The sequence below is a fragment of the Streptomyces sp. NPDC051320 genome (genome assembly GCF_040682175.1).
Classification (GTDB): Bacteria; Actinomycetota; Actinomycetes; order Streptomycetales; family Streptomycetaceae; genus Streptomyces.
Map to the genome: position 1 here is coordinate 698787 of NZ_JBFBAL010000002.1, position 24303 is coordinate 723089.

General features: G+C 70.5%; 22 protein-coding genes. 5 read left to right on the forward strand and 17 right to left on the reverse strand.

All coding sequences use genetic code 11. From position 1 onward, the window contains the following. Positions 1-126: 126 nt before the first annotated feature. The 3 genes from AB0M87_RS07340 to AB0M87_RS07350 form a co-directional block, all read right to left on the reverse strand. Positions 127-1782 carry a beta-N-acetylhexosaminidase gene (locus AB0M87_RS07340; protein ID WP_365850834.1) on the reverse strand — a complete coding sequence of 552 codons (1656 nt, stop codon included), beginning with the start codon at positions 1780-1782 and terminating at the stop codon, positions 127-129. 94 nt (positions 1783-1876) lie between these two features. Further along, entirely contained in the window at positions 1877-2182 is a 306-nt protein-coding gene (locus AB0M87_RS07345) for a DUF3039 domain-containing protein (protein WP_365850836.1), read from the reverse strand. Positions 2183-2211: 29 nt separating this feature from the next. Continuing rightward, positions 2212-2895 (reverse strand): YqgE/AlgH family protein, encoded by a 684-nt coding sequence (locus AB0M87_RS07350; protein WP_365850838.1) that lies wholly within the window; start codon positions 2893-2895, stop codon positions 2212-2214. 289 nt (positions 2896-3184) lie between these two features. On the opposite strand from AB0M87_RS07350, the gene murA reads away from it, so the two are divergent. Beyond that, on the forward strand, positions 3185-4531 hold the full coding sequence (murA, locus tag AB0M87_RS07355; protein WP_365850840.1) for a UDP-N-acetylglucosamine 1-carboxyvinyltransferase: 1347 nt from the start codon (positions 3185-3187) through the stop codon (positions 4529-4531). Positions 4532-4623: 92 nt separating this feature from the next. Here the strand turns inward: murA and AB0M87_RS07360 are convergent, their stop codons facing one another. The 7 genes from AB0M87_RS07360 to AB0M87_RS07390 all read right to left on the reverse strand — a co-directional run bounded on the left by AB0M87_RS07360 (position 4624) and on the right by AB0M87_RS07390 (position 12310). Then, positions 4624-4905 carry an HU family DNA-binding protein gene (locus tag AB0M87_RS07360; protein ID WP_003968811.1) on the reverse strand — a complete coding sequence of 94 codons (282 nt, stop codon included), beginning with the start codon at positions 4903-4905 and terminating at the stop codon, positions 4624-4626. A gap of 345 nt (positions 4906-5250) precedes the next feature. After that, the gene (locus AB0M87_RS07365; protein WP_365850842.1) at positions 5251-6684 is read right to left on the reverse strand and encodes an NAD-dependent malic enzyme; all 1434 of its coding nucleotides are present in this window, start codon (positions 6682-6684) and stop codon (positions 5251-5253) included. Positions 6685-7112: 428 nt separating this feature from the next. Then, complete coding sequence (locus AB0M87_RS07370) at positions 7113-9572, reverse strand: UvrD-helicase domain-containing protein (protein WP_365850844.1); 2460 nt, start codon at positions 9570-9572, stop codon at positions 7113-7115. Between the two features lie 129 nt (positions 9573-9701). Next, a complete protein-coding gene (locus tag AB0M87_RS07375; RefSeq protein ID WP_365850846.1) occupies positions 9702-10472 on the reverse strand; it encodes a zf-HC2 domain-containing protein in 771 nt (256 codons plus the stop codon). Next, on the reverse strand, positions 10469-11032 hold the full coding sequence (locus AB0M87_RS07380) for a sigma-70 family RNA polymerase sigma factor (protein WP_365850848.1): 564 nt from the start codon (positions 11030-11032) through the stop codon (positions 10469-10471). Before AB0M87_RS07380 ends, AB0M87_RS07375 begins: the two co-directional genes overlap by 4 nt. Positions 11033-11129: 97 nt before the next feature. Continuing rightward, positions 11130-11711, reverse strand: a complete 582-nt coding sequence (locus AB0M87_RS07385) for an ABATE domain-containing protein (RefSeq protein WP_365850850.1) — start codon at positions 11709-11711, stop codon at positions 11130-11132. A gap of 47 nt (positions 11712-11758) precedes the next feature. After that, positions 11759-12310: a GNAT family protein gene (locus tag AB0M87_RS07390; protein ID WP_365850852.1), complete on the reverse strand. Its 552-nt coding sequence runs from the start codon at positions 12308-12310 to the stop codon at positions 11759-11761. 80 nt (positions 12311-12390) lie between these two features. Between AB0M87_RS07390 and AB0M87_RS07395 the strand changes: the two genes are divergently transcribed. Both AB0M87_RS07395 and AB0M87_RS07400 read left to right on the forward strand, forming a co-directional pair. Further along, complete coding sequence (locus tag AB0M87_RS07395; RefSeq protein WP_365850854.1) at positions 12391-12630, forward strand: AbrB/MazE/SpoVT family DNA-binding domain-containing protein; 240 nt, start codon at positions 12391-12393, stop codon at positions 12628-12630. Next, positions 12620-13060: a type II toxin-antitoxin system VapC family toxin gene (locus AB0M87_RS07400; RefSeq protein WP_365850856.1), complete on the forward strand. Its 441-nt coding sequence runs from the start codon at positions 12620-12622 to the stop codon at positions 13058-13060. The genes AB0M87_RS07395 and AB0M87_RS07400 overlap by 11 nt, the downstream gene beginning before the upstream one ends. Positions 13061-13089: 29 nt before the next feature. Here the strand turns inward: AB0M87_RS07400 and AB0M87_RS07405 are convergent, their stop codons facing one another. From AB0M87_RS07405 to AB0M87_RS07430, 6 genes are all read right to left on the reverse strand, one after another. Continuing rightward, positions 13090-14262, reverse strand: a complete 1173-nt coding sequence (locus tag AB0M87_RS07405) for a uroporphyrinogen-III synthase (RefSeq protein WP_365850858.1) — start codon at positions 14260-14262, stop codon at positions 13090-13092. 84 nt (positions 14263-14346) lie between these two features. Continuing rightward, entirely contained in the window at positions 14347-15681 is a 1335-nt protein-coding gene (locus AB0M87_RS07410; protein WP_365850860.1) for a nitrate/nitrite transporter, read from the reverse strand. Between the two features lie 148 nt (positions 15682-15829). Continuing rightward, complete coding sequence (locus tag AB0M87_RS07415; protein ID WP_365850862.1) at positions 15830-16993, reverse strand: acyltransferase; 1164 nt, start codon at positions 16991-16993, stop codon at positions 15830-15832. Further along, entirely contained in the window at positions 16990-19167 is a 2178-nt protein-coding gene (locus AB0M87_RS07420; RefSeq protein WP_365850864.1) for a bifunctional polysaccharide deacetylase/glycosyltransferase family 2 protein, read from the reverse strand. The genes AB0M87_RS07415 and AB0M87_RS07420 overlap by 4 nt, the downstream gene beginning before the upstream one ends. Before the next feature lie 23 nt (positions 19168-19190). Next, positions 19191-19931 (reverse strand): hypothetical protein, encoded by a 741-nt coding sequence (locus tag AB0M87_RS07425; protein ID WP_365850866.1) that lies wholly within the window; start codon positions 19929-19931, stop codon positions 19191-19193. A 210-nt stretch (positions 19932-20141) separates the two neighbouring features. Continuing rightward, the gene (locus tag AB0M87_RS07430) at positions 20142-21134 is read right to left on the reverse strand and encodes a LysR family transcriptional regulator (RefSeq protein WP_365850868.1); all 993 of its coding nucleotides are present in this window, start codon (positions 21132-21134) and stop codon (positions 20142-20144) included. A gap of 101 nt (positions 21135-21235) precedes the next feature. On the opposite strand from AB0M87_RS07430, the gene AB0M87_RS07435 reads away from it, so the two are divergent. Continuing rightward, positions 21236-22531 (forward strand): MFS transporter, encoded by a 1296-nt coding sequence (locus tag AB0M87_RS07435; protein ID WP_365850870.1) that lies wholly within the window; start codon positions 21236-21238, stop codon positions 22529-22531. Positions 22532-22573: 42 nt separating this feature from the next. Continuing rightward, the gene (locus AB0M87_RS07440) at positions 22574-23581 is read left to right on the forward strand and encodes a LacI family DNA-binding transcriptional regulator (RefSeq protein ID WP_365850872.1); all 1008 of its coding nucleotides are present in this window, start codon (positions 22574-22576) and stop codon (positions 23579-23581) included. A gap of 123 nt (positions 23582-23704) precedes the next feature. Here the strand turns inward: AB0M87_RS07440 and AB0M87_RS07445 are convergent, their stop codons facing one another. Beyond that, positions 23705-24289: a dienelactone hydrolase family protein gene (locus tag AB0M87_RS07445; RefSeq protein WP_365850874.1), complete on the reverse strand. Its 585-nt coding sequence runs from the start codon at positions 24287-24289 to the stop codon at positions 23705-23707. Positions 24290-24303: the final 14 nt, after the last annotated feature.

Here is a 24303-nt window from a genome sequence, read left to right on the forward strand (position 1 = left end):
GATCTGTCGGTTACTGCCGATCAGCGTGCGGTTTGCGGCTCTTCTGCACCACTTCTGCACCCTGTTCGGTACCGCGGTTCATGCTCCCAGGGAGTCGCACCCCGGGCACCTGCCTTACCGCCATGCTCACACGTTCGGGGGCGTCCCCTCGATCGGGCGTCCGAGATCGCGGGCCGTCAGCCCCGCCGGAGCGGGCCGCCGCTGCCAGGGCAACGGGCCGCCCGGCGGCCGGTACGCGACACCGAAGGCGTCAAGTCGCCGGTAGTGCACGGTCATCCGCCGGGCGAAGTCCGCGAAGTCGCGTTCGGCCGGGGCCGGCAGCGCCGACCAGGCGACCTCGGCGAAAGCGACCAGCCGGGGAAACGTCTGGTAGTCGACCCGGTCACGGTTCTCCATCACCTCGGTCCAGACGTTGGCCTGCGTACCGAGGACATGCGCGGCCGCCTCCGGCGTCAACTGGGGCGGCACCGGCTCGAACCGGTAGACGTCCTCCAGCGTGCGGACGTACCCGATGGGCATCGGTTCGTGCTCGCCGTCGTCCTGACGGTGGTCCAGGTACACCTGCTGCTCGGGGCACATGACGACGTCGTGTCCGGCCTCGGCGGCGGCGATCCCGGCCGCGTACCCCCGCCAGGAGGAGACGGCGGCGCCGGGCGCCAGCCCGCCCTCCAGGATCTCGTCCCAGCCGATGAGCCGACGGCCCCGGGCGGTGAGCCAGCGGTCGAAGTGCCGGATGAACCAGGACTGCAGCTCGTCCTCGTTGGCGACCCCCAGCTCCTCGATACGGGCCTGGGCCGCGGCGGAGTCCTTCCACTGCTCCTTGGGGCACTCGTCGCCGCCCAGATGGATGAAGGTGGACGGAAAGAGTTCCAGGACCTCTTCGAGCACCTCTTCGTAGAACCGCACCGAAGTCTCGCTCGGCGCCAGCACGTTGGGGTTGACGCCCCAGGTGTCCCAGACGGTGAGCGCGGCCGTGTCCACCACGTCGGTGTTGCCCAGCTCCGGGTACGCGGCGATCGCGGCCTGCGAGTGGCCCGGGACGTCGATCTCGGGAACCACGGTGATGTGCCGTTCGGCGGCGTAGGCGACGATCTCGCGGATGTCGTCCTGGGTGTAGTAACCGCCGTGCGGTTTCTCGTCCCAGAGCGGCGACGCCCGGTGCCCGTATTTGGTCCGGGCCCGCCAGGAGCCGACCTCGGTGAGCCGGGGGTGGCGCCTGATCTCGATGCGCCAGCCCTGGTCGTCGGTGAGGTGGAAGTGGAAGACGTTCAGCTTGTGCGCGGCGAGCAGGTCGAGACAGCGCAGCACACCGTCCTTGTCCATGAAGTGCCGTGACACGTCCAGCATCATGCCGCGCCAGCCGAACCGGGGACGGTCCTCGATGACCTGGTACGGAACGCCGTGCGGGGCGCCCGGCCGGACCGGGGCCCGGCGGAAGGCGTCCGGGCCGAGCAGCTGACGGAGCGTCTGCGCGCCCCAGAAGACCCCGGCCGCGTCGCCGCCGCGGATCCCGATGCCCCGCTCGGGGGTCACCTCGAGCCGGTACGCCTCGGCGGCGAGGCCGGCGTCCAGGGACAGGCTCACGGCGTTGGAGTCGCCGGCGCCCGTGGCACCCGCCTCGGCCGGTGGCAGCGGCAGCCCCAGCGCGGCGCCCAGCGTGGACCGCAGCCAGCGCTCGACGCCGTCGGTGCCGGGGGCGGCCCGCAGCGCGGTGCCGGCGTCCAGCAGGAAGCCGGCCCCGGACGAGCAGGTGACCAGGCGGGGTGCGGGTATCAGATCCATCGGTGAACTCCTCGGCGAACATCGCGAACGACCCCCGGGGCGCGCCACAGCGCACCTCGGGGGTCGTGGAAGCCGTACACGGATCGCGGGGGGCCTACTGGTCCTTGCCGCCGCCCTTGCCACCCTTGCCGCTCTTGTCCTTGTCGCCGCCGGCGCCCATGGACTCGTAGATCTCCTTGCACATCGGGCAGACCGGGTACTTCTTCGGGTCGCGGCCCGGTACCCACACCTTGCCGCACAGTGCGACGACGGGCGTGCCTTCCAGCGCGCTCGCCATGATCTTGTCCTTCTGGACGTAATGGGCGAAGCGCTCGTGGTCGCCGTCGCCGTTCGACACCTGCGGCGTCGGCTCCACGAGGGTTCCGGTACCTGCCCCGCGCTCGGGCTCAAGAGTGCTCATAGCCCCCAGGGTACTGACTCATTCCGCCTTCAGTTCAGCGAAGGGTCGTCCGGATAGGTGGCGATCATCGCGAGCTTGCTCCGCTGCCGCCGCAGCACCGCCCGCCACATACCGTCCGGCTCCGGGCAGGCCACGTCACCGGGCTCCGAATCCACCACGTACCAGGCGCCTTCGGTCAGCTCCGACTCCAGTTGGCCCGGGCCCCAGCCGGCGTAACCGGCGAAGATCCGCAGGGAGCCGAGCGCGGCGGCGAGCAGTTCGGGCGGCGTCTCCAGATCCACCACGCCGATCGCGCCACGCACTCGCCGCCAGCCGATGGGATCCTCGCTGCTCGAACGCGGCGGCGCGCTCGAGAAGGGGTCTCTGCTGCCGGAGCTGAAGCGCGAGCTCGGCGACGGCTCCCCCCAGGGACTGCGGCGCGGGGTCACGGCGGGACCCTCGACGCCGGGGATGACCGCGACGCCGAGCGCCGAGTCCAGCGCCACCGGGCCGCCCTGGAATATCACCCCGGGTTCCCCGGCGAGCTGTTCCCAGCCCACCAGGATGTCGCCGACGCCGACCGGGGTCGGGCGGTTGAGGATCACGCCGAGGGAACCCTCGCCGTCGTGATCGAGGACGAGGACCACGGCGCGGTCGAAATTCGGGTCCGCCAGGGCGGGGGTGGCGATGAGCAGCCGCCCTGTGAGCGAGGACACCTCCGTCATGACAGACATGATCCCGCATCTTCGCCCTCCGTGGGGGGCGGGCGCAGGAGTACGCGTGGGCGCAGTTCCGCGCAGGAGGGGAGCGCGAGGGGAGCGTGCAGGGACGGCGACGGTACGTGACGAATGGGTGCGGCAGCTCACACGGCGCGGCGCCAGTGCGTCGCCGATCCCCTACGGAGCGTGTTGTAGCGAATTCATGACGGTCCGGCCCACGCCTGAGGCTTATGGAACCGGGGTACTCGCCCCTTACCCTTTGACCCTGGCCCCCTGTCCACCCCCCTCCCGGAACGCGAGATCCATGACCGGCACTGGTACCGACGATGTACTGCTCGTCCACGGCGGCAACCCGCTCGAAGGCGAGATCCGCGTTCGCGGCGCGAAGAACCTCGTGCCGAAGGCGATGGTCGCCGCGCTGCTCGGCAGTGGTCCGAGCAGACTGCGCAATGTGCCCGACATCCGCGACGTACGCGTCGTACGCGGGCTGCTGCAGCTGCACGGTGTGACCGTGCGGCCCGGTGAGGAACCGGGCGAGCTGGTCCTGGACCCGTCGCACGTGGAGAGCGCCAACGTCGCGGACATCGATGCCCACGCGGGGTCGTCACGCATCCCGATCCTCTTCTGCGGGCCGCTGCTGCACCGGCTCGGCCATGCGTTCATCCCGGGCCTGGGCGGCTGCGACATCGGCGGCCGGCCGATCGACTTCCACTTCGAGGTACTGCGCCAGTTCGGCGCGACCATCGAGAAGCGGGCGGACGGCCAGTACCTGGAGGCCCCGCAGCGGCTGCGCGGCTGCAAGATCCGTCTGCCGTACCCGTCGGTCGGCTCGACCGAGCAGGTACTGCTGACGGCGGTACTGGCCGAGGGTGTCACCGAGCTGTCGAACGCCGCGGTGGAGCCGGAGATCGAGGACCTCATCTGCGTGCTGCAGAAGATGGGCGCGATCATCTCCATGGACACCGACCGGACGATCCGGATCACCGGTGTCGACCAGCTCGGCGGTTACAACCACCGTGCGCTGCCGGACCGTCTGGAGGCCGCGTCCTGGGCCTCGGCGGCGCTGGCCACCGAGGGCAACATCTATGTCAGGGGTGCCCAGCAGCGCTCGATGATGACCTTCCTCAACACCTTCCGGAAGGTCGGCGGCGCCTTCGAGATCGACGACGAGGGAATCCGCTTCTGGCACCCCGGCGGCCCGCTCAACGCCATCGCCCTCGAAACGGACGTCCACCCGGGCTTCCAGACCGACTGGCAGCAGCCGCTGGTGGTGGCCCTGACGCAGGCGTCCGGCCTGTCCATCGTCCACGAGACGGTGTACGAGTCGCGGCTCGGCTTCACCTCCGCACTGAACCAGATGGGCGCGCACATCCAGCTGTACCGCGAGTGCCTGGGCGGCTCCGACTGCCGCTTCGGGCAGCGCAACTTCCTGCACTCGGCGGTCGTCAGCGGCCCCACCAAGCTGCAGGGCGCGGATCTGGTCATCCCCGACCTGCGCGGTGGCTTCTCCTACCTGATCGCGGCGCTGGCCGCGCAGGGGACGTCCCGGGTGCACGGTATCGACCTGATCAACCGGGGCTACGAGAACTTCCTCGACAAGCTGATCGAGCTGGGCGCGAAGGTCGAACTGCCGGGCGGGGCGCTGGTCTGACGCCGGACGACGCACCGGCGGCCCTGCCGAGCAGTACGGAGGGCGGCCACCCTGACCGGGTGGCCGCCCTCCGTACTGCTTAGGACAACTGCTTACTTGCCCTTGGCGGCTTCCTTGAGCTTGGAGCCCGCGGAGACCTTCACGCTGTAGCCGGCCGGGATGTTGATCGGGTCGCCGGTCTGCGGGTTACGCGCGGTGCGAGCGGCACGGTGCGTGCGCTCGAAGGTCAGGAAGCCGGGGATGGTGACCTTCTCGTCGCCCTTGGCGACGATCTCACCGACGGTCTCGGCAAGGGCGGCCAGCACTGCGTCGGCGTCCTTGCGCGTCACCTCGGCGCGGTCGGCCAGGGCGGCCACCAGCTCACTGCGGTTCATGTCGTTACTCCCGTGTTCTTCTTGCCTGTAAGGCGTGAGATCGAAGCCGATGCTGCCAGGGCCCTAGGGAGGGCACTAGGTCAGTCCCCGGACCCGGGTCTGACGTCAGACCCTCGCGCCCGAATATGCATCCTGCCCCCACCAACGGCGGGAAAGCCAATCCGGCACTCACCGGAGTCACACGAACGCGTCACCGGTTCGTGGTGGTAAGGCTTCGCCGACTCCTGGAATGACAGCTGCAGGCAGCCCAGGGGCTCGGATCGACCGGCACATGAGGCCGGTCGACCCTATTTCCGCCACCCTAAAGGGGGGTTTGGGGCCATGAGTCCCGCGACGCGCCGGGCGTTACGCGGACGTGGGCGTCGTCACAGCGGCACCGGACGGCTTGGCGGCCGCCCGGACGGCACCCGCGACCGCTCCCGCGACCTTGTCGTTGAAGACCGAGGGAATGATGTAGTTCGCGTTGAGTTCGTCGCTGCCGACGACATCGGCGAGCGCGCCGGCCGCCGCGAGCATCATCTCCGTGTTGACGGTGCGGGACTGGGAGTCCAGCAGGCCGCGGAAGACGCCGGGGAAGACCAGCACGTTGTTGATCTGGTTCGGGAAGTCGGAACGCCCGGTGGCCACAACTGCCGCCGTCTGACGGGCGATTGCCGGGTCCACCTCGGGGTCCGGATTCGCGAGCGCGAACACGATCGCGTCGTCCGCCATGGCCGCGACGTCCTCGCCGTTCAGCACGTTCGGGGCGGAGACACCGATGAAGATGTCGGCGCCGACGACGGCTTCCTTCAAGGTACCCGTCACACCTTCGGGGTTGGTGTTGTGGGCGATCCAACCCAGCGGGGAATCCGGCGCCGCGCCGATCAGGTCGGCGCGGTCGGCGTGCACCACACCGTGGATGTCCGCGACGACCGCGTGCTTGACGCCGGCCGCGAGCAGCAGCTTGAGAATGGCCGTACCGGCCGCGCCGGCTCCGGACATGACCACCCGGACATTGCTGAACTGCTTGTCCACCACCCGGAGGGCGTTGGTCAGCGCGGCGAGCACCACGATGGCCGTGCCGTGCTGGTCGTCGTGGAAGACCGGGATGTCGAGCGCCTCACGCAGCCGGGCCTCGATCTCGAAGCAGCGGGGCGCGGAGATGTCCTCGAGGTTGATGCCGGCGAAGCCGGGGGCGATCGCCTTGACGATCTCGACGATCGCGTCGGAGTCCTGGGTGTCCAGGCAGATCGGCCAGGCGTCGATGCCCGCGAAGGTCTTGAAGAGCGCCGCCTTGCCCTCCATGACCGGCAGCGCGGCCATCGGTCCGATGTTGCCGAGACCGAGCACCGCGGAGCCGTCCGTCACGACCGCCACGGAGTTGCGCTTGATGGTGAGCCGGCGGGCGTCCTCGGGGTTGTCGGCGATGGCCATGCAGACGCGAGCCACACCCGGCGTGTAGACCATGGAGAGGTCGTCACGGTTGCGGATGGGGTGCTTCGACGCCATCTCGATCTTGCCACCGAGGTGCATCAGGAACGTACGGTCGGAGACCTTGCCGAGCTCGACGCCCTCGATCCCGCGCAGTTTCTGCACGATCTCGTCGGCGTGGTCGGTGGAGCTGGCGGCGACGGTGACGTCGATCCGCAGCTTCTCGTGGCCCGAGGCGGTGACATCGAGGCCGGTGACCGAGCCGCCGGATGACTCCACGGCGGTGGTGAGCTGGCTGACCGCGGTCCCGCTCGCGGGGACCTCCAGCCGCGCCGTGATGGAGTACGAGACGCTGGGCGCCGTTGCCATGGGCCGACTTCCTTTGCTTTCCCTATTTCGCTTGAAACGCAATCCGATGGTCGCACCTACCGATGGGTACCCGGTAACGAGGGCTCTTTCGGAAAGTTTTTTCCACCATACGAGAAGATCATGGTCGGGGGAACCCCCACACGAAAAAGGTCCGCACCACCGGGTAGGTGGTACGGACCTTTTCAAGCTAGTGACACCGACCCGCCATGCTCGCCTCGCGGCAAGTGGTCGCTCGAAGCGACGAAGGTTGGGCCCGGGGGCTTGGATCGAGCCGGTGTCACACCCAGGCTAACAAACCACCCGGCGAAAGTGATTCCCCCGCGGGGCTTGATTCTCGCGGCGTGTTTTCCGGTCCGGGTCACGGCATCGTACAACTCCCCGGTCCCGTAGCAGGCCCAGCCCCGCAGCGGCCTCGACCCGCGGCAGGCTCAGTCCCGCAGCAGCCGCGGCACGCCGTCGGAGTCCGGTGTGTCGTCACCGGTGGAGATCACCGTGAGCTGCTGGGTGGCGCGGGTCAGCGCCACATAGAGCACCCGGAGCCCGGTGGGCGACGCGCCGCCCCCGGTGACCTCGTCGCCGGGGGCGCCCTTGGCGATCTCCGCGGGCGACACCACCACCGTCGCGTCGTACTCCAGGCCCTTCGCCTCGAGACTGCCCAGGACCACCACTCTCCCCCAGTCCCGGCTTGGCTCGACCGGGGAGACCCCCGTTCCCAGACCGGCCAGCCACTTCCTGGCCTGCTCGCGCCGGTTCATGGCGACCACCACGCCGATCGTGCCGTCCACCTGGTCGAGCAGGCGCCGTGCCTCCTGCCGTACACAGCCGGCCAGGTCATCGCCCGCCACCGCGAAGCGCGGCTCGACCCCGGTGGAGCGGACCGCCGACGGCGACTTCATGCCCGGCATGGCCAACGCGAGGACCTTCGAGGCCAGTTCGGCGATCTCCGCCGGGTTGCGGTAGTTGACGGTGAGGGTGAACTGACGGCGCGGACGGCTGCCCAGCGCATCGTCGCGGGCCGCGGCCGCCTCGTCCGGGGCCGGCCAGGACGACTGGGCGGCGTCGCCGACGATCGTCCAGGTCGCCTGCCGGCCGCGGCGGCCGACCATCCGCCACTGCATGGGCGTCAGGTCCTGCGCCTCGTCGACGATGACATGGGCGTACTCGGTGCGCTCCTGCGCCAGCCGCTCGGCCCGCTCCCACTGGGTCTCCTCGCGTCGCGGCATCAGCTCCTCGAGACCGGTGAGCTGGTCCAGCGGGTCGTGTTCCCGCTGCTTCCGGGGCCGGTGCGGGGTGCCGAGCAGCATCTGCAGCTCGTCGAGCAGTGCCACATCGTGCACGGAGAGCGCCTCCCGCCGGAGCGAACGGGCCAGCCTGCGCACCTCCCCCTGGTTGAGCACCCGCCGCGCCCAGCGGCCCAGCCGGCGTTCGTCGGACATCGCGGAGAGCACACCGCGCGGGGTGAGCTCGGGCCACCAGGCGTCCAGGAATTCCAGAAAGCTGTCCTCGCCCGACACGTCTTCGTCGAAGGAGGCGCGCAGTTCGGCGGCGAGCTCCGGATCGCCCCCGGTGGACGCCGCGCGGCCGCGCGCGTTCTTCGCCCAGAGCGCGTCGAGCAGCAGCCGCCGGGCCCGCGGGCGCAGCAGATTGACGGGGGCGGTGCCGCCGAGCACCTGGTTGCGGATGCGCTGCAGCTCGGCCGCCTCCAGTTCGAGACGCCCGCCGAAGGCGACCACCCGCAACCGGTCCGGGGTGGCGTCCGGTGGTCCGGCCGCCTCGGTGGCGTCGTCGCCGAAGGCGAGCTGCTGTTCGCCGCCCGCCCCGCCGCGGTCCCTGCCGCCGCGCCGTTCCGGGCGCGGCGGGGCCGTTTCGAGAGACCCGCGGGCCGCCTTGCGCAGCACCTGCAGCATCCGGGACGAGCCCTTGATACGGGCGATGCCCGGCTCGTCGTACGCCGTCGCCTCCGCGCCGTCCACCAGCGAGCCCACCGCGCGGATCGCGACCTGCCCCTCCTCGCCGAGCGAGGGCAGTACGCCCTCGGTGTAGGCGACGAGCAGCGGCGTCGGCGAGACGATCAGGATGCCGCCCGCGTACTTGCGGCGGTCCTGGTAGAGCAGGTACGCGGCGCGGTGCAGCGCCACCGCGGTCTTGCCGGTGCCCGGACCGCCGGCCACCTCGGTGACGGAAGCGGCGGGCGCCCGGATCACCAGGTCCTGCTCGGCCTGGATGGACGACACGATGTCCCGCATGGTGTGACTGCGGGCCTGTCCCAGGGCGGCCATCAGCGCCCCGTCGCCGACGACCGCCAGCTCCCGGCCGTCCAGCGATGCGGTCAGCTCGGGACGCATCAGGTCGTCCTCGACGCCGAGCACCTTGCGGCCCTTGGAGCGGATGACCCTGCGGCGTACCACCCGGCCGGGATCGACCGGTGTGGAGCGGTAGAACGGCGCGGCGGCCGGCGCCCGCCAGTCGATGACCAGCGGGGAGTAGTCGGAGTCCAGCACGCCGATCCGGCCGATGTGCAGGGTCTCCGCGATGTCGGCCGTACGGTCGTCGCGCACCGCGTCGTCGGAGGGCTCGACGGCGGTGTACGCGCCGTCCGGCCCCCGCCTGCCGTCCTTGCCGTGCAGCAGGTCGACACGTCCGAAGAGGAAGTCCTCGAACTCGTTGTTGAGGCGATTGAGGTGGATACCGGCCCTGAAGACCTGTGCGTCCCGCTCGGCGAGCGCGCCGGGCGTGCCGACCTGACCGCGCTTGGCGGCATCGTGCATAAGGAATTCAGCCTCGTGGATCTTCTCCTCGAGGCGCCGGTACACCTGGTCCAGGTGCTCCTGCTCGGTCGCGATCTCGCGGTCCCTGACCGAGTCGACAGCGGCGTCCTGCGCGGCCACTGAGGCCCCCTTCTTGCATGCATTGGGCGACCGTCAACCCTATGCGAACGGGGAGCGTATGTCAGGCGGTGTCCAGCGGGTGTCCAGCGGGTGTCCGGCCCGGTCACCGGCCGGGCCGGCCCGGCGCGCTCAGGCGGCCACCCGCACCAGGCTCCTGCCGTCCAGGGTGCGTACCAGGAAGTGGTCGATGTCGCTGCGTTTGAACGCCGATCCGCCATGCACGTACAGCGGGTACTGGGCCGCCGGATGTGCCGCGTCCGGGACGCCGTAACCCCACTCCGGCACCGACCAGGTGGTCAGCGTCTCCTGCGCGCCGGTCTTCGACACGGCGATCAGGCTGCACTTCTGCGGACCCTTGACGTTCTTCAGTTCGAGGACGGCGTCGGTGCCCCACGCCTTGTCCTGGGTGCCGACGGTCGCCGACACCTTGGTGACCGGGTCGGTCGCGCTGACCTTCTTCGTCATCCGGCCGAAGTCGTTCTCTGCCGCGCCGGCCGACGAGGACCGGGCCGAGACGCCGGTACCGGAGTCGGCGGAGGTCGCCAGCACCGCGACGGTGGGACCGCCGATGATCAGCGCGGCCGCTGCCGCCACCAGATACCGGGTGCGCCTGCGGCGCCGGGCGCGTTGCACCGCCACCTCGTCGACCAGCCGGCCGAGCACCTGTGGGGACGGGGCCTTCACGGGCTGCGGGGCAGGTCCCGGGAACTCGGCGAGGGACGCCAGGATCGGCTCCATGCCCGCGAATCCGTCCAGTTCGGCGGCGCAGATGTCGCAGCCGGCCAGATGCGTCTCGAAAGCGGTGGCCTCGGCGTCGTCGAGGATACCGAGGGCATAGGCGGCAACCGCGTCGTGCTCGGATTCGTGTTCCGGTGGCGGCTGCTGCTCGTACGTGCTCATGCCTGTACCCCCCTCTCCTCCAGGGCGAGCTTCATGGAACGCAGTGCGTAGAAGACCCGGGACCGCACCGTCCCGCTGGGAATGCCGAGCGCCTCGGCCGCCTCATTGACCGTACGCCCTTTGAAGTACGTTTCCACCAATGCCTCCCGGTGCGCGGGAGTCAGGTCGTCGAGTGCGTCCGAGAGCGTCATGAGCCACAACGCCTTGTCTATCTCGTCCTCCGCGGGCATGACCTCCAGCGGCGACGGATCGACCTCCTGCGGCCGGGCCTGCCGGCTGCGGTGAGCGTCGATGACGATGCGTCGAGCCACCGTCACCAGCCAGGGTCGGACAGAACCGGTGGCCCGATTGAGCTGACCGGCGTTCTTCCAGGCACGGATGAGCGTCTCCTGCACCACGTCCTCGGCACGCTGGCGGTCGCCTGCGACGAGACGGAGCACATACGCGAGCAGCGGGCCGGCGTGCTCGCGGTACAACGCCCGCATCAGTTCCTCGTCGGGAACGGAGCGATGCCGGGCGCCGGGCGGACGGTCATCGGCCACGGCGGCATCCTTGCGCACCTGAACCTCCCGGTCGAGACCCTGACTGACTCGTCTGCTCCTTGTACGGCCCCGGGGCGGGAACCGTTCAACGGCTGACGGATCAATCGAGAATTTCTCAGGAGCGATCGGCGACCGCGGCCCGGCGCCGGTGCCTGGCCACCCGTTCGCGGTTGCCGCAGACCTCGCTCGAGCACCAGCGGCGGCGATGTCCCCGGGACGTGTCGAGGTAGAGCCGCCGGCAGTTGTCGCCCTCACACTGCCGCAACCGGTCCCTGGACGCCGGGTCGGTGAGCAGTTCGACGGTGTCCCTCGCCACGACGGCCAGCAGCGCGTCGCGCTCGGCGGCCCCGGCCAGTTCCTTGGTGAGCTGCCCTCTCCCGTCGCGTACCGCCCGCAGGCCGGGCAGGGGGCCTGCCGCGCAGGCGTTGACCGCGGCCAGCGCGCTGTCGGCGGTACGGCCCGCCACCTCGGCCCGTACCAGTTCCCCCACCGACCGCCGCAGCGCGGTGAACGCGGCCAGCCAGTCGGCGCCGAGCGCGGGCAGCGGAGTTCCCGGCGGTACGAGTCCGGCGCCCGCCAGCCAGGTCGCGAGCCGCCGGCCGGTGTCCAGCTGCTCGACCGCGTCCGTCTCCGTCGCCACCAGGTCCAGGCAGACCCGCCCGGAATCGAACCGCAACTCGTACGCGTGCGAACCCATACCTCTTACAGTGCCCGGCGAGGGGCCGCGCCGGAACCCCGCTGCGGTCAGAACGGGCTCCGCTCGTGCAGGATGCGCTGGAAGAGGCGGTGGTCGCGCCACTCGCCGTTGATGTGCAGGTACCGGGGCGCGGTGCCGAACGGATCGAAGCCGCACTTGACGAGGACCCGCTGCGAGGCGGCGTTGTCGAGCAGCGTGCCGGCCTCCACGCGGTGCAGCCCGAGTTCGTCACGGGCGATGCGGCAGACCTCGTCGACGGCGCCCGACGCCAGTCCCCGGCCGGTGTACCCGGCGTCGATCCAGTAGCCGAGGTCGGCGCTGCAGAACGGCCCGAGGGCCACGTTGTTGAGATTGACGGAGCCGAGTACCCGGCCAGCGCCCCCGCCCGGCTCGTCCAGCACCCAGTGCGCGGACCGTCCGGCGTCCCGCTCGGCCAGCATGGCGCGGAGACGCGCCCGTTGGCCCTCGGCCGTGAAGAACGACCCCGGTCTGACCGGCTCCCAGGGCCGCAGGTGTGCCCGGTTGCGCCGGTACGCGGCGGCGAGCGGCTCGGCGTCGGCGAGGCCGGCTGGGCGGAGGCGGATACCGTCGGCGATCATTCCGGCACGGTAACTCAACCTGCGTGCGGTGTAGTATTACGTGACACGGGTATTACGTAATAGGTCCAAAGGGGTCGGACATGCTGCTCAACAGCAAGGGTCAGGTCACCATCCCCGCCGCGCTGCGTGCCAAGTACCGCCTGAACGAGGGCGACGAGGTCGACGTCATAGAGGAGGACGGCGTTCTCCGCATCGTCCGGGCAGAGAGTGCATCCTCACCGGGTCAGCGCATGGTGGAGCGCATGCGCCGCATCCCCATGAGCAAGGACGTGGAAGGCATGACCACCGACGAAATCATGGAGATGCTCCGTGGCGAATGACCGGCTGCGATTGGCCGGCAAGCATTCCCAGCCGGTAACTCTGGTCGACGCCTGCGTGATCCTGGATCTCACGACTGGCGACGCCAAGTGGGCAGACTGGTCTGCGGAGCGCCTCGCGGACGCGCGCAACGAAGGCGCCCTTGTCATCAACCCGATCATCTACGCCGAGATTTCGGTTGGCTACAGCTCGGTCGAGGCTCTCGATGCTTTGCTGGCAGACGACTACGAGCGTCAACCACTGCCGTGGACGGCTGGTTTTCTCGCCGGAAAAGCATTCAAGCGGTACCGGGCGAATGGCGGCCGGAAGCATTCGCCGCTCCCCGACTTCTACATCGGCGCCCACGCTGCCGTGGCCGGTTTTCGGCTGCTCACTCGGGACGCGGCCCGATATCGGACGTACTTCCCCCGCCTCCAAGTCATAGCCCCGTGAGCACGGCGCACCGACGCGGTACGTAAACCTCAGCCGCCCTCGCCGCCGTACTTGTCGTCCGATGCCGGGTCGAGCGCGAGCCGGTAGCCCCGCTTCACCACCGTCTGGATCAGCCTCGGCGCACCCAGCGCCGTCCGCAGCCGGGCCATGGCCGTCTCCACCGCGTGCTCGTCGCGGCCGGCCCCCGGGAGTGCCTTCAGCAGATCGCCGCGGGACACCACCCAGCCGGGGCGGCGGGCCAGCGTACGCAGCAGGGAGATGCCCGCGGGCGGAACCGGACGCAGCGCACCGTCGACGACGACCGCCTGGCCCCGGAGCTGCATCCGGTGGCCGGCGACGGGCAGTACGGCCGCCCGGGACGGAAGCTCCTGGCAGAGGATCTGCACCATCGGGCCGAGCCGGAAGCGTTCCGGCTGGAGGGTTTCGATGCCCTGGTCCTGGAGCGGCAGCGCCGTGACCGGGCCCACGCAGACCGCCAGTACGTCATGGCCGAGCGCCGCGACCAGCTCCGGGCGCCGTCCGGACGCCTCGGCGCGGGCCAGCAGGGACGCGGCGGCGGGCGCGCTGGTGAAGGTCAGCGCGTCGACGGAACGGGTGAGCACCGCGTCGATCAGCCGGTCGAGCGGCGCGATGTCCTCCGGCGGCATCCACCGGTACACCGGCACGCCCACCACCTCGGCGCCCGCCGCCCGCAGCGCCTCGACGAAACCGGGCAGCGGATCGCCGTGCAACTGGATGGCGACCCGCCGACCGTCGACGCCCTCGTCGAGCAGCCGGTCCAGCACCTCGGCCATCGACTCGGAGGCCGGTGACCACTCCTCGGTCAGTCCGGCCGCCCGGATCGCCCCCTTGACCTTGGGCCCCCGGGCGAGCAGCTCGACCTCGCGGAGCCGGCCGAGGAGCCGTTCGCCGAGGCCCCAGCCGTCCGCCGCCTCGATCCAGCCGCGGAAGCCGATCGCGGTGGTCGCGATCACCACGTCCGGCGCCTGGTCCATCAACTGCTCCGTGGTGGAGAGCAGTTCGCTGTCGTCGGCGAGGGGCACGATGCGCAGCGCAGGGGCGTGCAGTACCGCGGCGCCCCTGCGCTGGAGGAGCGCCCCGAGTTCGTCGGCACGCCGTGCGGCGGTGACTCCGACGGTGAATCCGGCGAGCGGCCCGTCCAGCGCCGCTGGACCCTGCTGTGATGGTGCGATGTCGCGCATAGTGGGTGAGCCTGCCAAGGACGCGTGACGGGTTCGGTTCAACGGGATTTCCCGGGTGTTACGGCTGCCCCGCGCCGGCCCCGGTCAGACCTTCGCGTAGCTGAGCTGTGCCTTCACCGACTCTACGGGCGCCGTACGGCGAAGGTATACCGCCCAGGTCACGGCGAAACACACCGCGTAGAAGGCGAGGAAGGCCACGAAGGCCGCCGTGCCGGTGCCGGCGGTCTGGAAGGACTGGCGAAAGGCGAGATTGATGGCCAGCCCGCCGAGCGCTCCGACCGCGCCGATCAGCCCCATGGACGCGCCGGACAGCCGGCGCCCGTACGCCGCCGCTGCCTCGCCGGTCATGCCGCCGGCCAGCGCCTTGTTCTGGAAGATGCCCGGAATCATCTTGTACGTGGAGCCGTTGCCGAGCCCGCTCAGTACGAACAGGGCGATGAAGCCGACGAGGAAGACGGGCAGTGATTTCTGCACCGAGGCGAACAGCACCACCCCGGTCGCCACCGCCATCGCGGCGAAGTTCCACAGGGTGATGCGGGCGCCGCCGTGCAGGTCGGCGAGCCGGCCGCCGACCGGGCGGATCAGCGAGCCGAGCAGCGGTCCGAGGAACGTGATGGACGCGGCCTGCAGCGGAGTCCGGCCGAACTGGGTCTGCAGCACCAGGCCGAAGGCGAAGCTGTAGCCGATGAAGGAGCCGAAGGTGCCGACGTAGAGGAACGACATGATCCAGGTGTGCGGATCGCGGGCCGCCTCCCGGGCCGCGCCCGTGTCGTTGCGCACCGGTGCCAGGTTGTCCATCCGCAGTGCGGCACAGGTGGCGGCGAGGACGATCAGCGGCAGGTAGACACCGATCAGGACGCGCGGGTGTCCGGCCCCCGCCGTGCCGATGACGAGCAGACCGATCAGCTGCACGACCGGCACCCCGACGTTTCCGCCGCCCGCGTTGAGCCCGAGGGCCCAGCCCTTCCTGTGCAGCGGGAAGAAGGAGTTGATGTTCGTCATGGACGAGGCGAAGTTCCCGCCGCCGACCCCGGTGAGCGCCGCGACCAGCAGGAACGTGGTGTAGGAGGTGCCCGGCTTCATCACTGCGTAGGCCGCCACGGTCGGTACCAGCAGCAGTCCGGCGCTGATGACCGTCCAGTTGCGTCCGCCGAACCGTGCGACGGCGAAGGTGTACGGGACCCGGGCCACAGCGCCGACCAGCGTGGCCATCGAGATCAGGAAGAACTTCCCGGCCGGGTCGATTCCGTACTGCGGCCCCATGAAGAGGACGAGTACCGACCACAAGCTCCAGATGGAGAACCCGATGTGTTCGGAGAGCACCGAGAGCAGCAGGTTGCGGTGCGCGGTGCGTTTCCCGGTCCGCTCCCAGAACGTCTCGTCCTCCGGGTCCCACTGCTCGATCCAGCGGCCATTCATCACGCGCCTCCACAGGGGTCTTGTCCGATGACCCCGACCGTAGGGACGCCGGGTTTCAGCGCCGTGGCCCGAGGTGACCGGCGCGCAACCTTGCGCTCACCCGGCCGGACGCCCCGAGGTGAGGGCGTACCGGCGGGGCGCGCAGCGGTCAGCCCCCGTGGCGGTGGACCGGCCTGGCCCGGTCCGGCCAGAGGCGGGGCCTACGCCCGGCCGCCAGGTCCTCGATCCATCCCACGGCCAGCACCACCAGCCCGATCAGCGGCCAGACCACCAGGAACATCCACACGTTGTAGGTCGCGGTCAGCAGGCTGTCGAAGCGGTTCTCGATGAACGGCACGTTGTACAGCGCGTCGATCAGCGGCACGGTCGCCATGATGAGGGCGTTGTGCCAGAGGTAGATGGTCACCGCCCGGTTGTTGGACAGGGTGATCAGTCGGTCGAACCTGGCGAACCTTCCCGGTAGTTGCTGCCAGGAAGGGGAGTACGCGAGGAGCAGCGCGCAGGCCCCCAGGGACCAGGTGGCCTGGGCGAGCGGGATGTCGTTGAGGTCCCAGCCGTCCGGGCCGAGATGCCCGTGCGCCCACCAGAGGCCGAAGGCCATCACGGGTGTCGCACAGGACACCAGCAGGTAGCGGGGGACCTTCTGGAGCACGCCGTCCTGATGGGCGAAGCCCAGCATCCAGCAGGAGCCGTAGACCGCGAAGTCGGTGAGCGCGAGGCCCGGTTCGCCGGGGACCGTCACCAGGCCGGTACCGACGACCGCGGTCAGCGCCAGCGGCGCCAGCAGCGTCGGCCAGGGCAGCCTGCGGAAGGCCCTGAGCAGCAACGGGGAGAGCAGGACGAACCAGAGATACGCGCGCAGGTACCAGAGCGGTCCCACCGCCTGGTCCGGCCAGCTCTGCTCCAGCAGTCCGGAGGCCGACCCGAGCGAGTCCGGGTACGGCGGGGCACCGACCGGCACCAGATAGAGCAGCACCTTGGTGACCGAGGGCCGCCATCCCGCGTAGACCATCAGGGCGACCATCAGCCCGCCGAACACCCACATCGGCGGCAGCAGCCTGCGGACGCGTCCGCGGATGACACCGAGAGCGGGTCGGCTCAGCGAGCGGGCCATCAGCGAACCCGCCAGGGCGAACATCACCCCCATCGAGGGGAAGACCACCGACAGCCAGGCCCAGCCGAACAGGTGGTAGAACACCACCCTGACCAGGGCGGTGGTACGCAGCAGATCGAGGTAACGGTCCCGGCCGGGCGCCCCTTTCCGGGCCGGACCCGGAACGGCCCGCTCCGCGGCATGCGTCGTGGCGGTCATGCGACGGGCCTCCGGTCGTCAGGGGTTCGGCGGTCGTCAGGGGTGTGGCGGTCGTCAGGGGTGCGGCGGTTGTCATGGGTGCGGCGGGATCCCGGCACAGCACCCGGCTCCTCGACGGCACCGGTGCGCCGGAGTTTCTGCCAGCGCAGCCGGCCCCCGGTGAGAGCGGTGATCCAGGACTGCAGCAGCACCACGTACATCAGCTGCCGGTAGAGGACCTGCTGCAGCGGCAGCGAGATCAGGTACCGCATGGGCTCCCGGTCGAGCCGGAAGGCGTACCCGGCGCATACGGCCTGTACGGCGAGGACCCCGAACCAGGCGCCGATGGTCTTGCCGGTGGGGCCGAACACCACCCCGTACAGCAGGAAGATGTCGATGAGCGGCGCCAGCAGCGGGGCCACCACCATGAACAGCGAGACGAAGGGCAGCCCGACCCGGCCGAAGCGGCCGGACGGACCGCGCTCCACCACCGCGCGGCGGTGCTTCCAGATCGCCTGCATCGTGCCGTAGGACCAGCGGTAGCGCTGCGACCACAACTGCTGCACGCTTTCCGGGGCTTCGGTCCAGGCCCGGGCGTTCTCCGCGTACACCACCTGCCAGCCGTCGCGGAGCAGCGCCATGGTGATGTCGGTGTCCTCGGCGAGGGTGTCCTCGCTCATCCCGCCGACCCGGTCCAGCGCGCTGCGGCGGAACGCGCCGACGGCGCCTGGGATGGTGGGCATGCAGCGCAGCACGTCGTACATCCGGCGGTCCAGGTTGAAGCCCATGACGTACTCGATGTGCTGCCAGGCGCCGATCAGGCTGTCCTTGTTGCCCACCTTGGCGTTTCCGGCGACCGCGCCGACCCGCTCGTCCCCGAAGGGCTGCACCAGCTCACGCACCGTGCAGGGCTCGAAGACGGTGTCGCCGTCCATCATCACCACCAGGTCGTGCCGGGCGTGCGCGATGCCGTTGTTGAGGGCGGCCGGTTTGCCGGAGTTGCGCTGGCGCACCACCCGGACGTTGGGCAGCCGCATCGCTTCGACGATGTCGGCGGTGCCGTCCGAGGAACCGTCGTCGATGACGATCACCTCGACCGGGTGATCGCTTCCGCGCAGGGAACGGACCGTGTTGGCGATGCATTCGCGTTCGTTGTAGGCGGGGACAAGCACCGAGACCGGCTCGGTGACCGGCGGTCCCCACCGGAAGCCGGGTCTGCGGACCTTGCGGGCGTGTACGAACGACAGGACCAGCATCAGCCCGAAGCGGGTGAAGACGAGGACACCGATGACGGCGAGCCCGACGATCAGCGCGTCGGTCACATCGTCGGAGACCCCCACCGCGAAGACGAAGGCCCGGCCCTTCCACAGCGCCGGACCGCTCACCGGGGTCTGCGCGGACGGCGCGCCCAGTGCGTCGGTCAGGCTGGCGAACCGGTAGCCCTTGTGCTGCAGTTCGGGCAGGTAGCGGCCCAGGGAGGCCACCGTCTGGGACCGGTCCCCGCCGGAGTCGTGCATCAGCACGATCGCGCCCTTACCCGCCTTCGGCGTGGCGTTGCGCAGGATGGTGGGGATGCCGGGCCGCTGCCAGTCCTCGCTGTCGATGGAGTCGAGCACGGTGATGTAGCCCCGGCTGCCGACGTACTTCACCACCGGCCAGTTGGTGTTGTCGAGCGCGTCGGCGAACGAGGAGTAGGGCGGCCGGAACAGCGAGGAACGGATCCCGGCCGCGCCCGCGATGGCGAGCTGCGTCTGCGAGATCTCCCAGTCGATGCGGCTCCTCGACTGGTACGACAGGTCGGGGTGGTTGAAGGTGTGCACGCCGACCTCGTGGCCCTCGTCGACCATGCGCTTGACCAGCGCCGGATAGCGCGAGGTCATGGTGCCGGTGACGAAGAAGACGGCGTGGACGTGGTACTTCTTCAGCTGGTCGAGGACCTTCGGGGTCCACTTCGGGTCGGGGCCGTCGTCGAAGGTGAGGACGATGGTGTGGTCGGGGATCCGCAGGCTGCTGGGGTTGCCCTTGGCCCGGGCGTCGATGACGGGACCGCCGTCGAGGATGGCTGCGGGGACCTGATCGGTGGCGGCCGGGGGCCTGATCCGTTGGTCGGCCAGGATCTCGCTGTGCACGTATCCGCGCACCATCAGCATGCCGAAGAGCGCGACGAGAAGGAGCAGCGGCAGGAGGTAGCGCATGGGAAGACTGCGCCGGCGGTTTCTCATTTTCTACGGTGCGCCTTCTGCGGGGCCGGTTCTGTCTCGGGCGGAGCGGTTTGCTCGGGTGGGGTCACGGGGGCGCTGGTCGAGGGAACGGGATCCGGCGAGGCCGAGGGGGACGGTGACGACTCGGTGGAGCCGCCGGTGATCGGCAGGGGCCCGCCCGGTGCGGGAAGCGCCGAACTGCCGCCGCCCGGCGCCGGGAGGGCCGGTGCGGGCGCGCCGGGCACCGTCACGGCCGGCTTCTTGCCCGGCTTGGGGGGGACGGTGACCCGTACGCCGTTGGAGATGGTGGTCCTCGGCTTGGGCAGCGTGGGAGCCACGACGTCCACCGGGCCGGGTGGCGCTGTCATTCCCGGCACCGGATCGGCCGGTGTCGGGGACGCCTTCGGGTCTGCCGGTTCCTTGACGGTGTCCGTCTTCTTGTCGGCGGCGGGGCCGGGGATCAGCAGCCAGGGCGCGGTGGAGTTACCCCCGACGACGGTGGCGATCAGCATCACCGCGTAACACGCGCAGGCCACGGCCAGCGCCCAGCCGACCCGTCGGTACTTCCGGCTCCGCCGACCGCTCTCGTCCACGAAGACCGGTCCTTCGGGGAGGCCGGCCTGGCCGTCCTCCTGCGGATCGCGGGAGGTGCCCGGCCGGCCGACCGGGTCCGGCTCCTTCCGGCTCCGCTGCAGCGGTCCCGGCAATTCCCGCCCCACGCCGTCCAGTTGGACCGTCACATCGTGCGGTTCGTACATCTGCCCGAATCGGGCACCTTCTCGCCATTTTTCCACCGGTGTACGCACATCCCCCAAGGCAGATTCATCCGCGCGTGATTGACCGGACCGCTCGCCGCCGCCGCCCCGAGTCCCCACTCAGTGACGAACGCCCCCCAGGCCATGGGACCTGGCCTGCTGCCGTCCGGGGCGCGAATCTAACGCATCCCGAGGGCGCAACCGGGGCCTTGTTCACACTTGCCCGTATAGCGTCCTGATCTGCTCATACATCGCCATGTCCACGGCAGGAAGCCAGGCCCCGGCGGGCAGTTCGAGCCATCCGTGTTCCGCCACCGCCTCGTCGACCGCCGCATGGAGCGCACCGAGCCCCGGGTGCCGCAGGGACTTCCGCCAGACCAGCGAAACCAGCGACAGCGGTACGGGGTCCACGATCGGCCGCAGCACCATGCCGGAAACCCCGATGAACTCGGTGCTCGCCAGCACCGACCAGCGGCGTTTGCGGATCACCCGGCTGAACTCCTCCGGGCCCTCGATCTTCGGGAACGGCGCGGCGAGTTCGATACCCCGGCCGGCGAAGAGCCGTAGCGCCAGATCGGTCCACTCGACGGTGGCCGCGTTTCCCGCCGCCGCGTAGAGGGTCTCCCCCGCCAGCGCGTCCAGCGGGACCTCGGCGAGAGCCGCGAGAGGGTGGTCGGCCGGGAGCACCACCGCCACCCGCTCGAAGCGGACCGGCCGGTGGTCGAGCACCTCCAGCAGCCCGGCGGGCAGCCCCGCCACCCGGCCGGCCGAGACGTCCAGCCGTCCCGCCGCGATCTCCGTCGCGGCCCCGGTCAGACCGCTGAGGAACCGGGCCACGAACTCGACCTCCGGCGCCGTTCCGCGGGCCCGTTCGAGCAGCCGTGAGGCCGTACTGACCGGGGCTCCCACATCGACCAGCAGCGGGCGCTGGTCCCGGTCCAGGGCCGCGGCCAGCTCGTCGTACGCCGCCAGCACCCGTCGGGCGTACGGCAGCAGCCTCAGCCCCTCGGCCGTCAGCGCGACCTGCCGGGTGGTCCGCGAGAACAGCTCGGCGCCCACCTCCCGCTCCACTCGCCGGACATCACGGCTCAGCGCCTGCTGGGCCACGTAGAGGCGGGCGGCGGCGCGGGTGAAATGCAGATCCTCGGCCACGGCGACGAAGGCCCGCAGCAGGCGGGGGTCGATGTCTTGCGGTACCTGGGGCATCCGGCGAATTTTAGACCGCGACACATTCACATCACAGGCGCGTGAATTGCCACTGAACAGGTGTTGGACCGCGGAACGACCCGGCACCGAGGGTGGTGGCCATGCCGCATGAATCCACCGAGTCCATACCGGCCACCACCCACGCCGCGCCCCCGGCAGGTGCCCGTGAACGCGCGGCCGCCACGAAAATCAGCGGCGGAAACGCCTACCGCCGGCTGCTCGCCACCCCTGGCGCCCGCGCCTTCACCGTGGGCAGCCTCATCGCCCGGCTCCCGATGGGCATGTTCAGCGTCAGCGCCGTGATCATGATCGCCGGGGCCCGCGGTTCGTACGCACTGGCCGGCGCCGTCACCGCCACCGGCCTCGCCGCCACCGCGGTCGTCGGCCCGTGGACCGCCCGCCTGGTCGACCGCCACGGCCAGGCCCGTATCGCCGTGCCGGCCACCCTGCTCGCGGCGCTCGGCTCGCTCGCCCTGCTGCTCTGCGTCCGCTACAACGCGCCCGACTGGACCCTCTTCGCTGCCTACGCGGCCACCGCCACCACCCCGAACACCGGTGGCATGTCCCGCGCCCGCTGGGCCCACCTGCACCGGAACGACCCGGCCGTTCTGCACACCGCCAACTCCTTCGAACAGGCCGCCGACGAGCTCTGTTTCATGCTCGGCCCGGTGATCGCGGCCTTTCTCTGCTCGGCGCTCTTCCCCGAGGCCGGCACCCTGGTCGGAGTGTTCCTGCTGGTCACCGGCGTACTGATCTTCGCCGCTCAGCGCGCCACCGAACCGCCTGCGATCCCCGGCTCCACCGGCTCACGTTCTCCCTTCCGGCATCCCGGTTTCCCCGCCCTGCTCGCCGTCTTCCTCGCCACCGGCGCGGTCTTCGGTGCTCTGGAGGTCACCACCATCGCCTTCGCCGACGCGCACGGCCACCGCTCGGCGTCCGGAGCGATCCTGGCCCTCCAGGCTGCGGGGTCCTGCGTCGCGGGCCTGCTGTACGGATCGGCGCGCCCGGCAGCCGACGTAGGGAGACGGCTGCTCGGCTGCCTGGCCGCGATGACCGTGCTGATGACCGGCCCGCTGCTGGCCGCATCGGCGACCGGCTCCCTCATCGCTGTCGCCGGCACCCTGCTGCTCGCGGGCGCGGCCACCGCGCCGACCATGGTCACCGGCATGACCCTCGTCCAACGCATCACCCCCGCAGGACAACTGAACGAAGGCATGACGCTCGCCGTGACCGCGCTCCTGGGCGGTATCGCGACCGGTTCGGCCACCGGGGGCTGGCTGGTGGAACACGGCGGCGCCACCACGGGCTACGCCGCCCCCGCCTCGGCCGCCGCCCTCGCCCTGCTGCTCTGCGCGGTCACCCACCGGCCTCGCCCGGGAAGCGCGCCGCTGGCTTAGGCTTCGTTCGACACTGCGAACGAAGAAAGCCCAGGGAGACCCATGGTCAAGATCAACGATGTGGCGCAGCACGCAGGCGTCTCCCCGAGCACGGTGTCGTACGCCTTGAGCGGCAAGCGCCCGATCTCCGAGGACACCCGCCGCCGCATCGAGGAGAGTATCCAGATCCTTGGCTACCGCCCGCACGCGGGCGCCCGCGCCCTGGCCGGAAACCGCTCCAATGTCCTGGCGCTGGTGGTCCCGCTGCGCAGCGGTATCCATGTGCCGATCGTCATGCAGTTCGCCGTCTCGGTCGTCACGGCCGCCCGGGAGTACGACAACGATGTCCTGCTGCTCACCCAGGAGGAGGGCGTGGACGGGATCCGCCGGGTCGCCGACACCGCGCTGGTCGATGCGCTGATCGTGATGGACATCCAACTGCATGACGAGCGGCTCCCGTTGCTCCGCACTTTGCAGCGTCCCGCGGTCCTGGTCGGCTACCCCGCCGACCCCCAGGGCCTGACCTGCATCGACCTCGACTTCCAGGCGGCCGCCGAGAGCTGCGTGGACCACCTGGCGGGCCTCGGCCACCGCACCGTGGCGCTGATCGGCTCGCCGCCCGAGGTCTACGCGCGGGAGACCGGCTTCGCCCACCGCGTCTCCGAGGGCTTCACCGCGGCCGCCGACCGCCACGGCCTGACCGCCACCAGTCACCCGTGCGCTCCTACCCCGGCGGCCGCCCGCGATCTCGCGGCCGCCCTGGTCCACCAACACCCCGCCCCCACCGCTGTGGTGATCCACAACGAGCCACTGATCCAGCCCATGATCGACGCCTTCCAGGCCTTGGGCCACCGCGTCCCGCAGGACCTCTCGGTCATCGCCATCTGTCCATCCGAAACCGCCGAACAGGCCACCATCCCGGTCACCTCGGTGACCGTCCCCGCTGAAGAGGTCGGCACCCGCGCCGTCCAACTCCTGATGCGCAAGCTCGACGGCACACCGGTGCCGTCCACGACCCTGCTCCCGCCCCAGCTGACGGTACGGGCGTCGACGGCGCCGAGGGCGGCCTGACCCGCAGCCCGGAAAGACCTGTCGCGCAACGTCCCGGACCTCGCGGGCCAGCCTGTCCGGAGCTGCCACCGACAGCCTGCCGACAGCCCACCGACAAGGTCGGGCGGTGTCCGCTCCGTGCGGTTACGCAGAGCCCGCGGCGCCCAGAAAGCCGAGCACCCGCCGCATCATCAACTCCGCCGCAGCCGCGTCGTAATCCGGCAGGCTGTTGTCCGCGAACAAGTGCCGGTCCCCCGGATAGAGGAACAGCTCCGCGTCCGGCACCGACTCGACCAGGGCCCTGGCCGCGTCGATGTCACCCTCGTCCACGAAGCTCTTGTCACCGTCCATGCCGTGGATCTGCACCGGGACCTTCTCCGGCCAGGCAGGCCCGAACTCGGAGACCGGGACGCAGGCTTGGAACAGCAACGCGCCCTGCGCGCCTGCCCGCGTCTGGGCGAGCTTCTGCGCGGGCAGCACCCCGAGCGAGAACCCTGCGTAGACCAGCTCAGCGGGGAGCCCCTGCACGGCGTCCACGCCCCGCTCGATGAGCGTGCCGAAGCCGGTCGCATGAACGTAGGCCATGCCGTCGTCGAGGGTGTCGAAGACGTTCCCCTCGTACAGGTCCGGGGCGTGCACGGTGTGGCCGGCTCGACTGAGTTCCTCGGCGAAGCCGAGTACCCCCGAGGTCAGTCCCTGCACATGATGGAACAGCAGCACCTCAGCCATGCGACTCCCTTCAC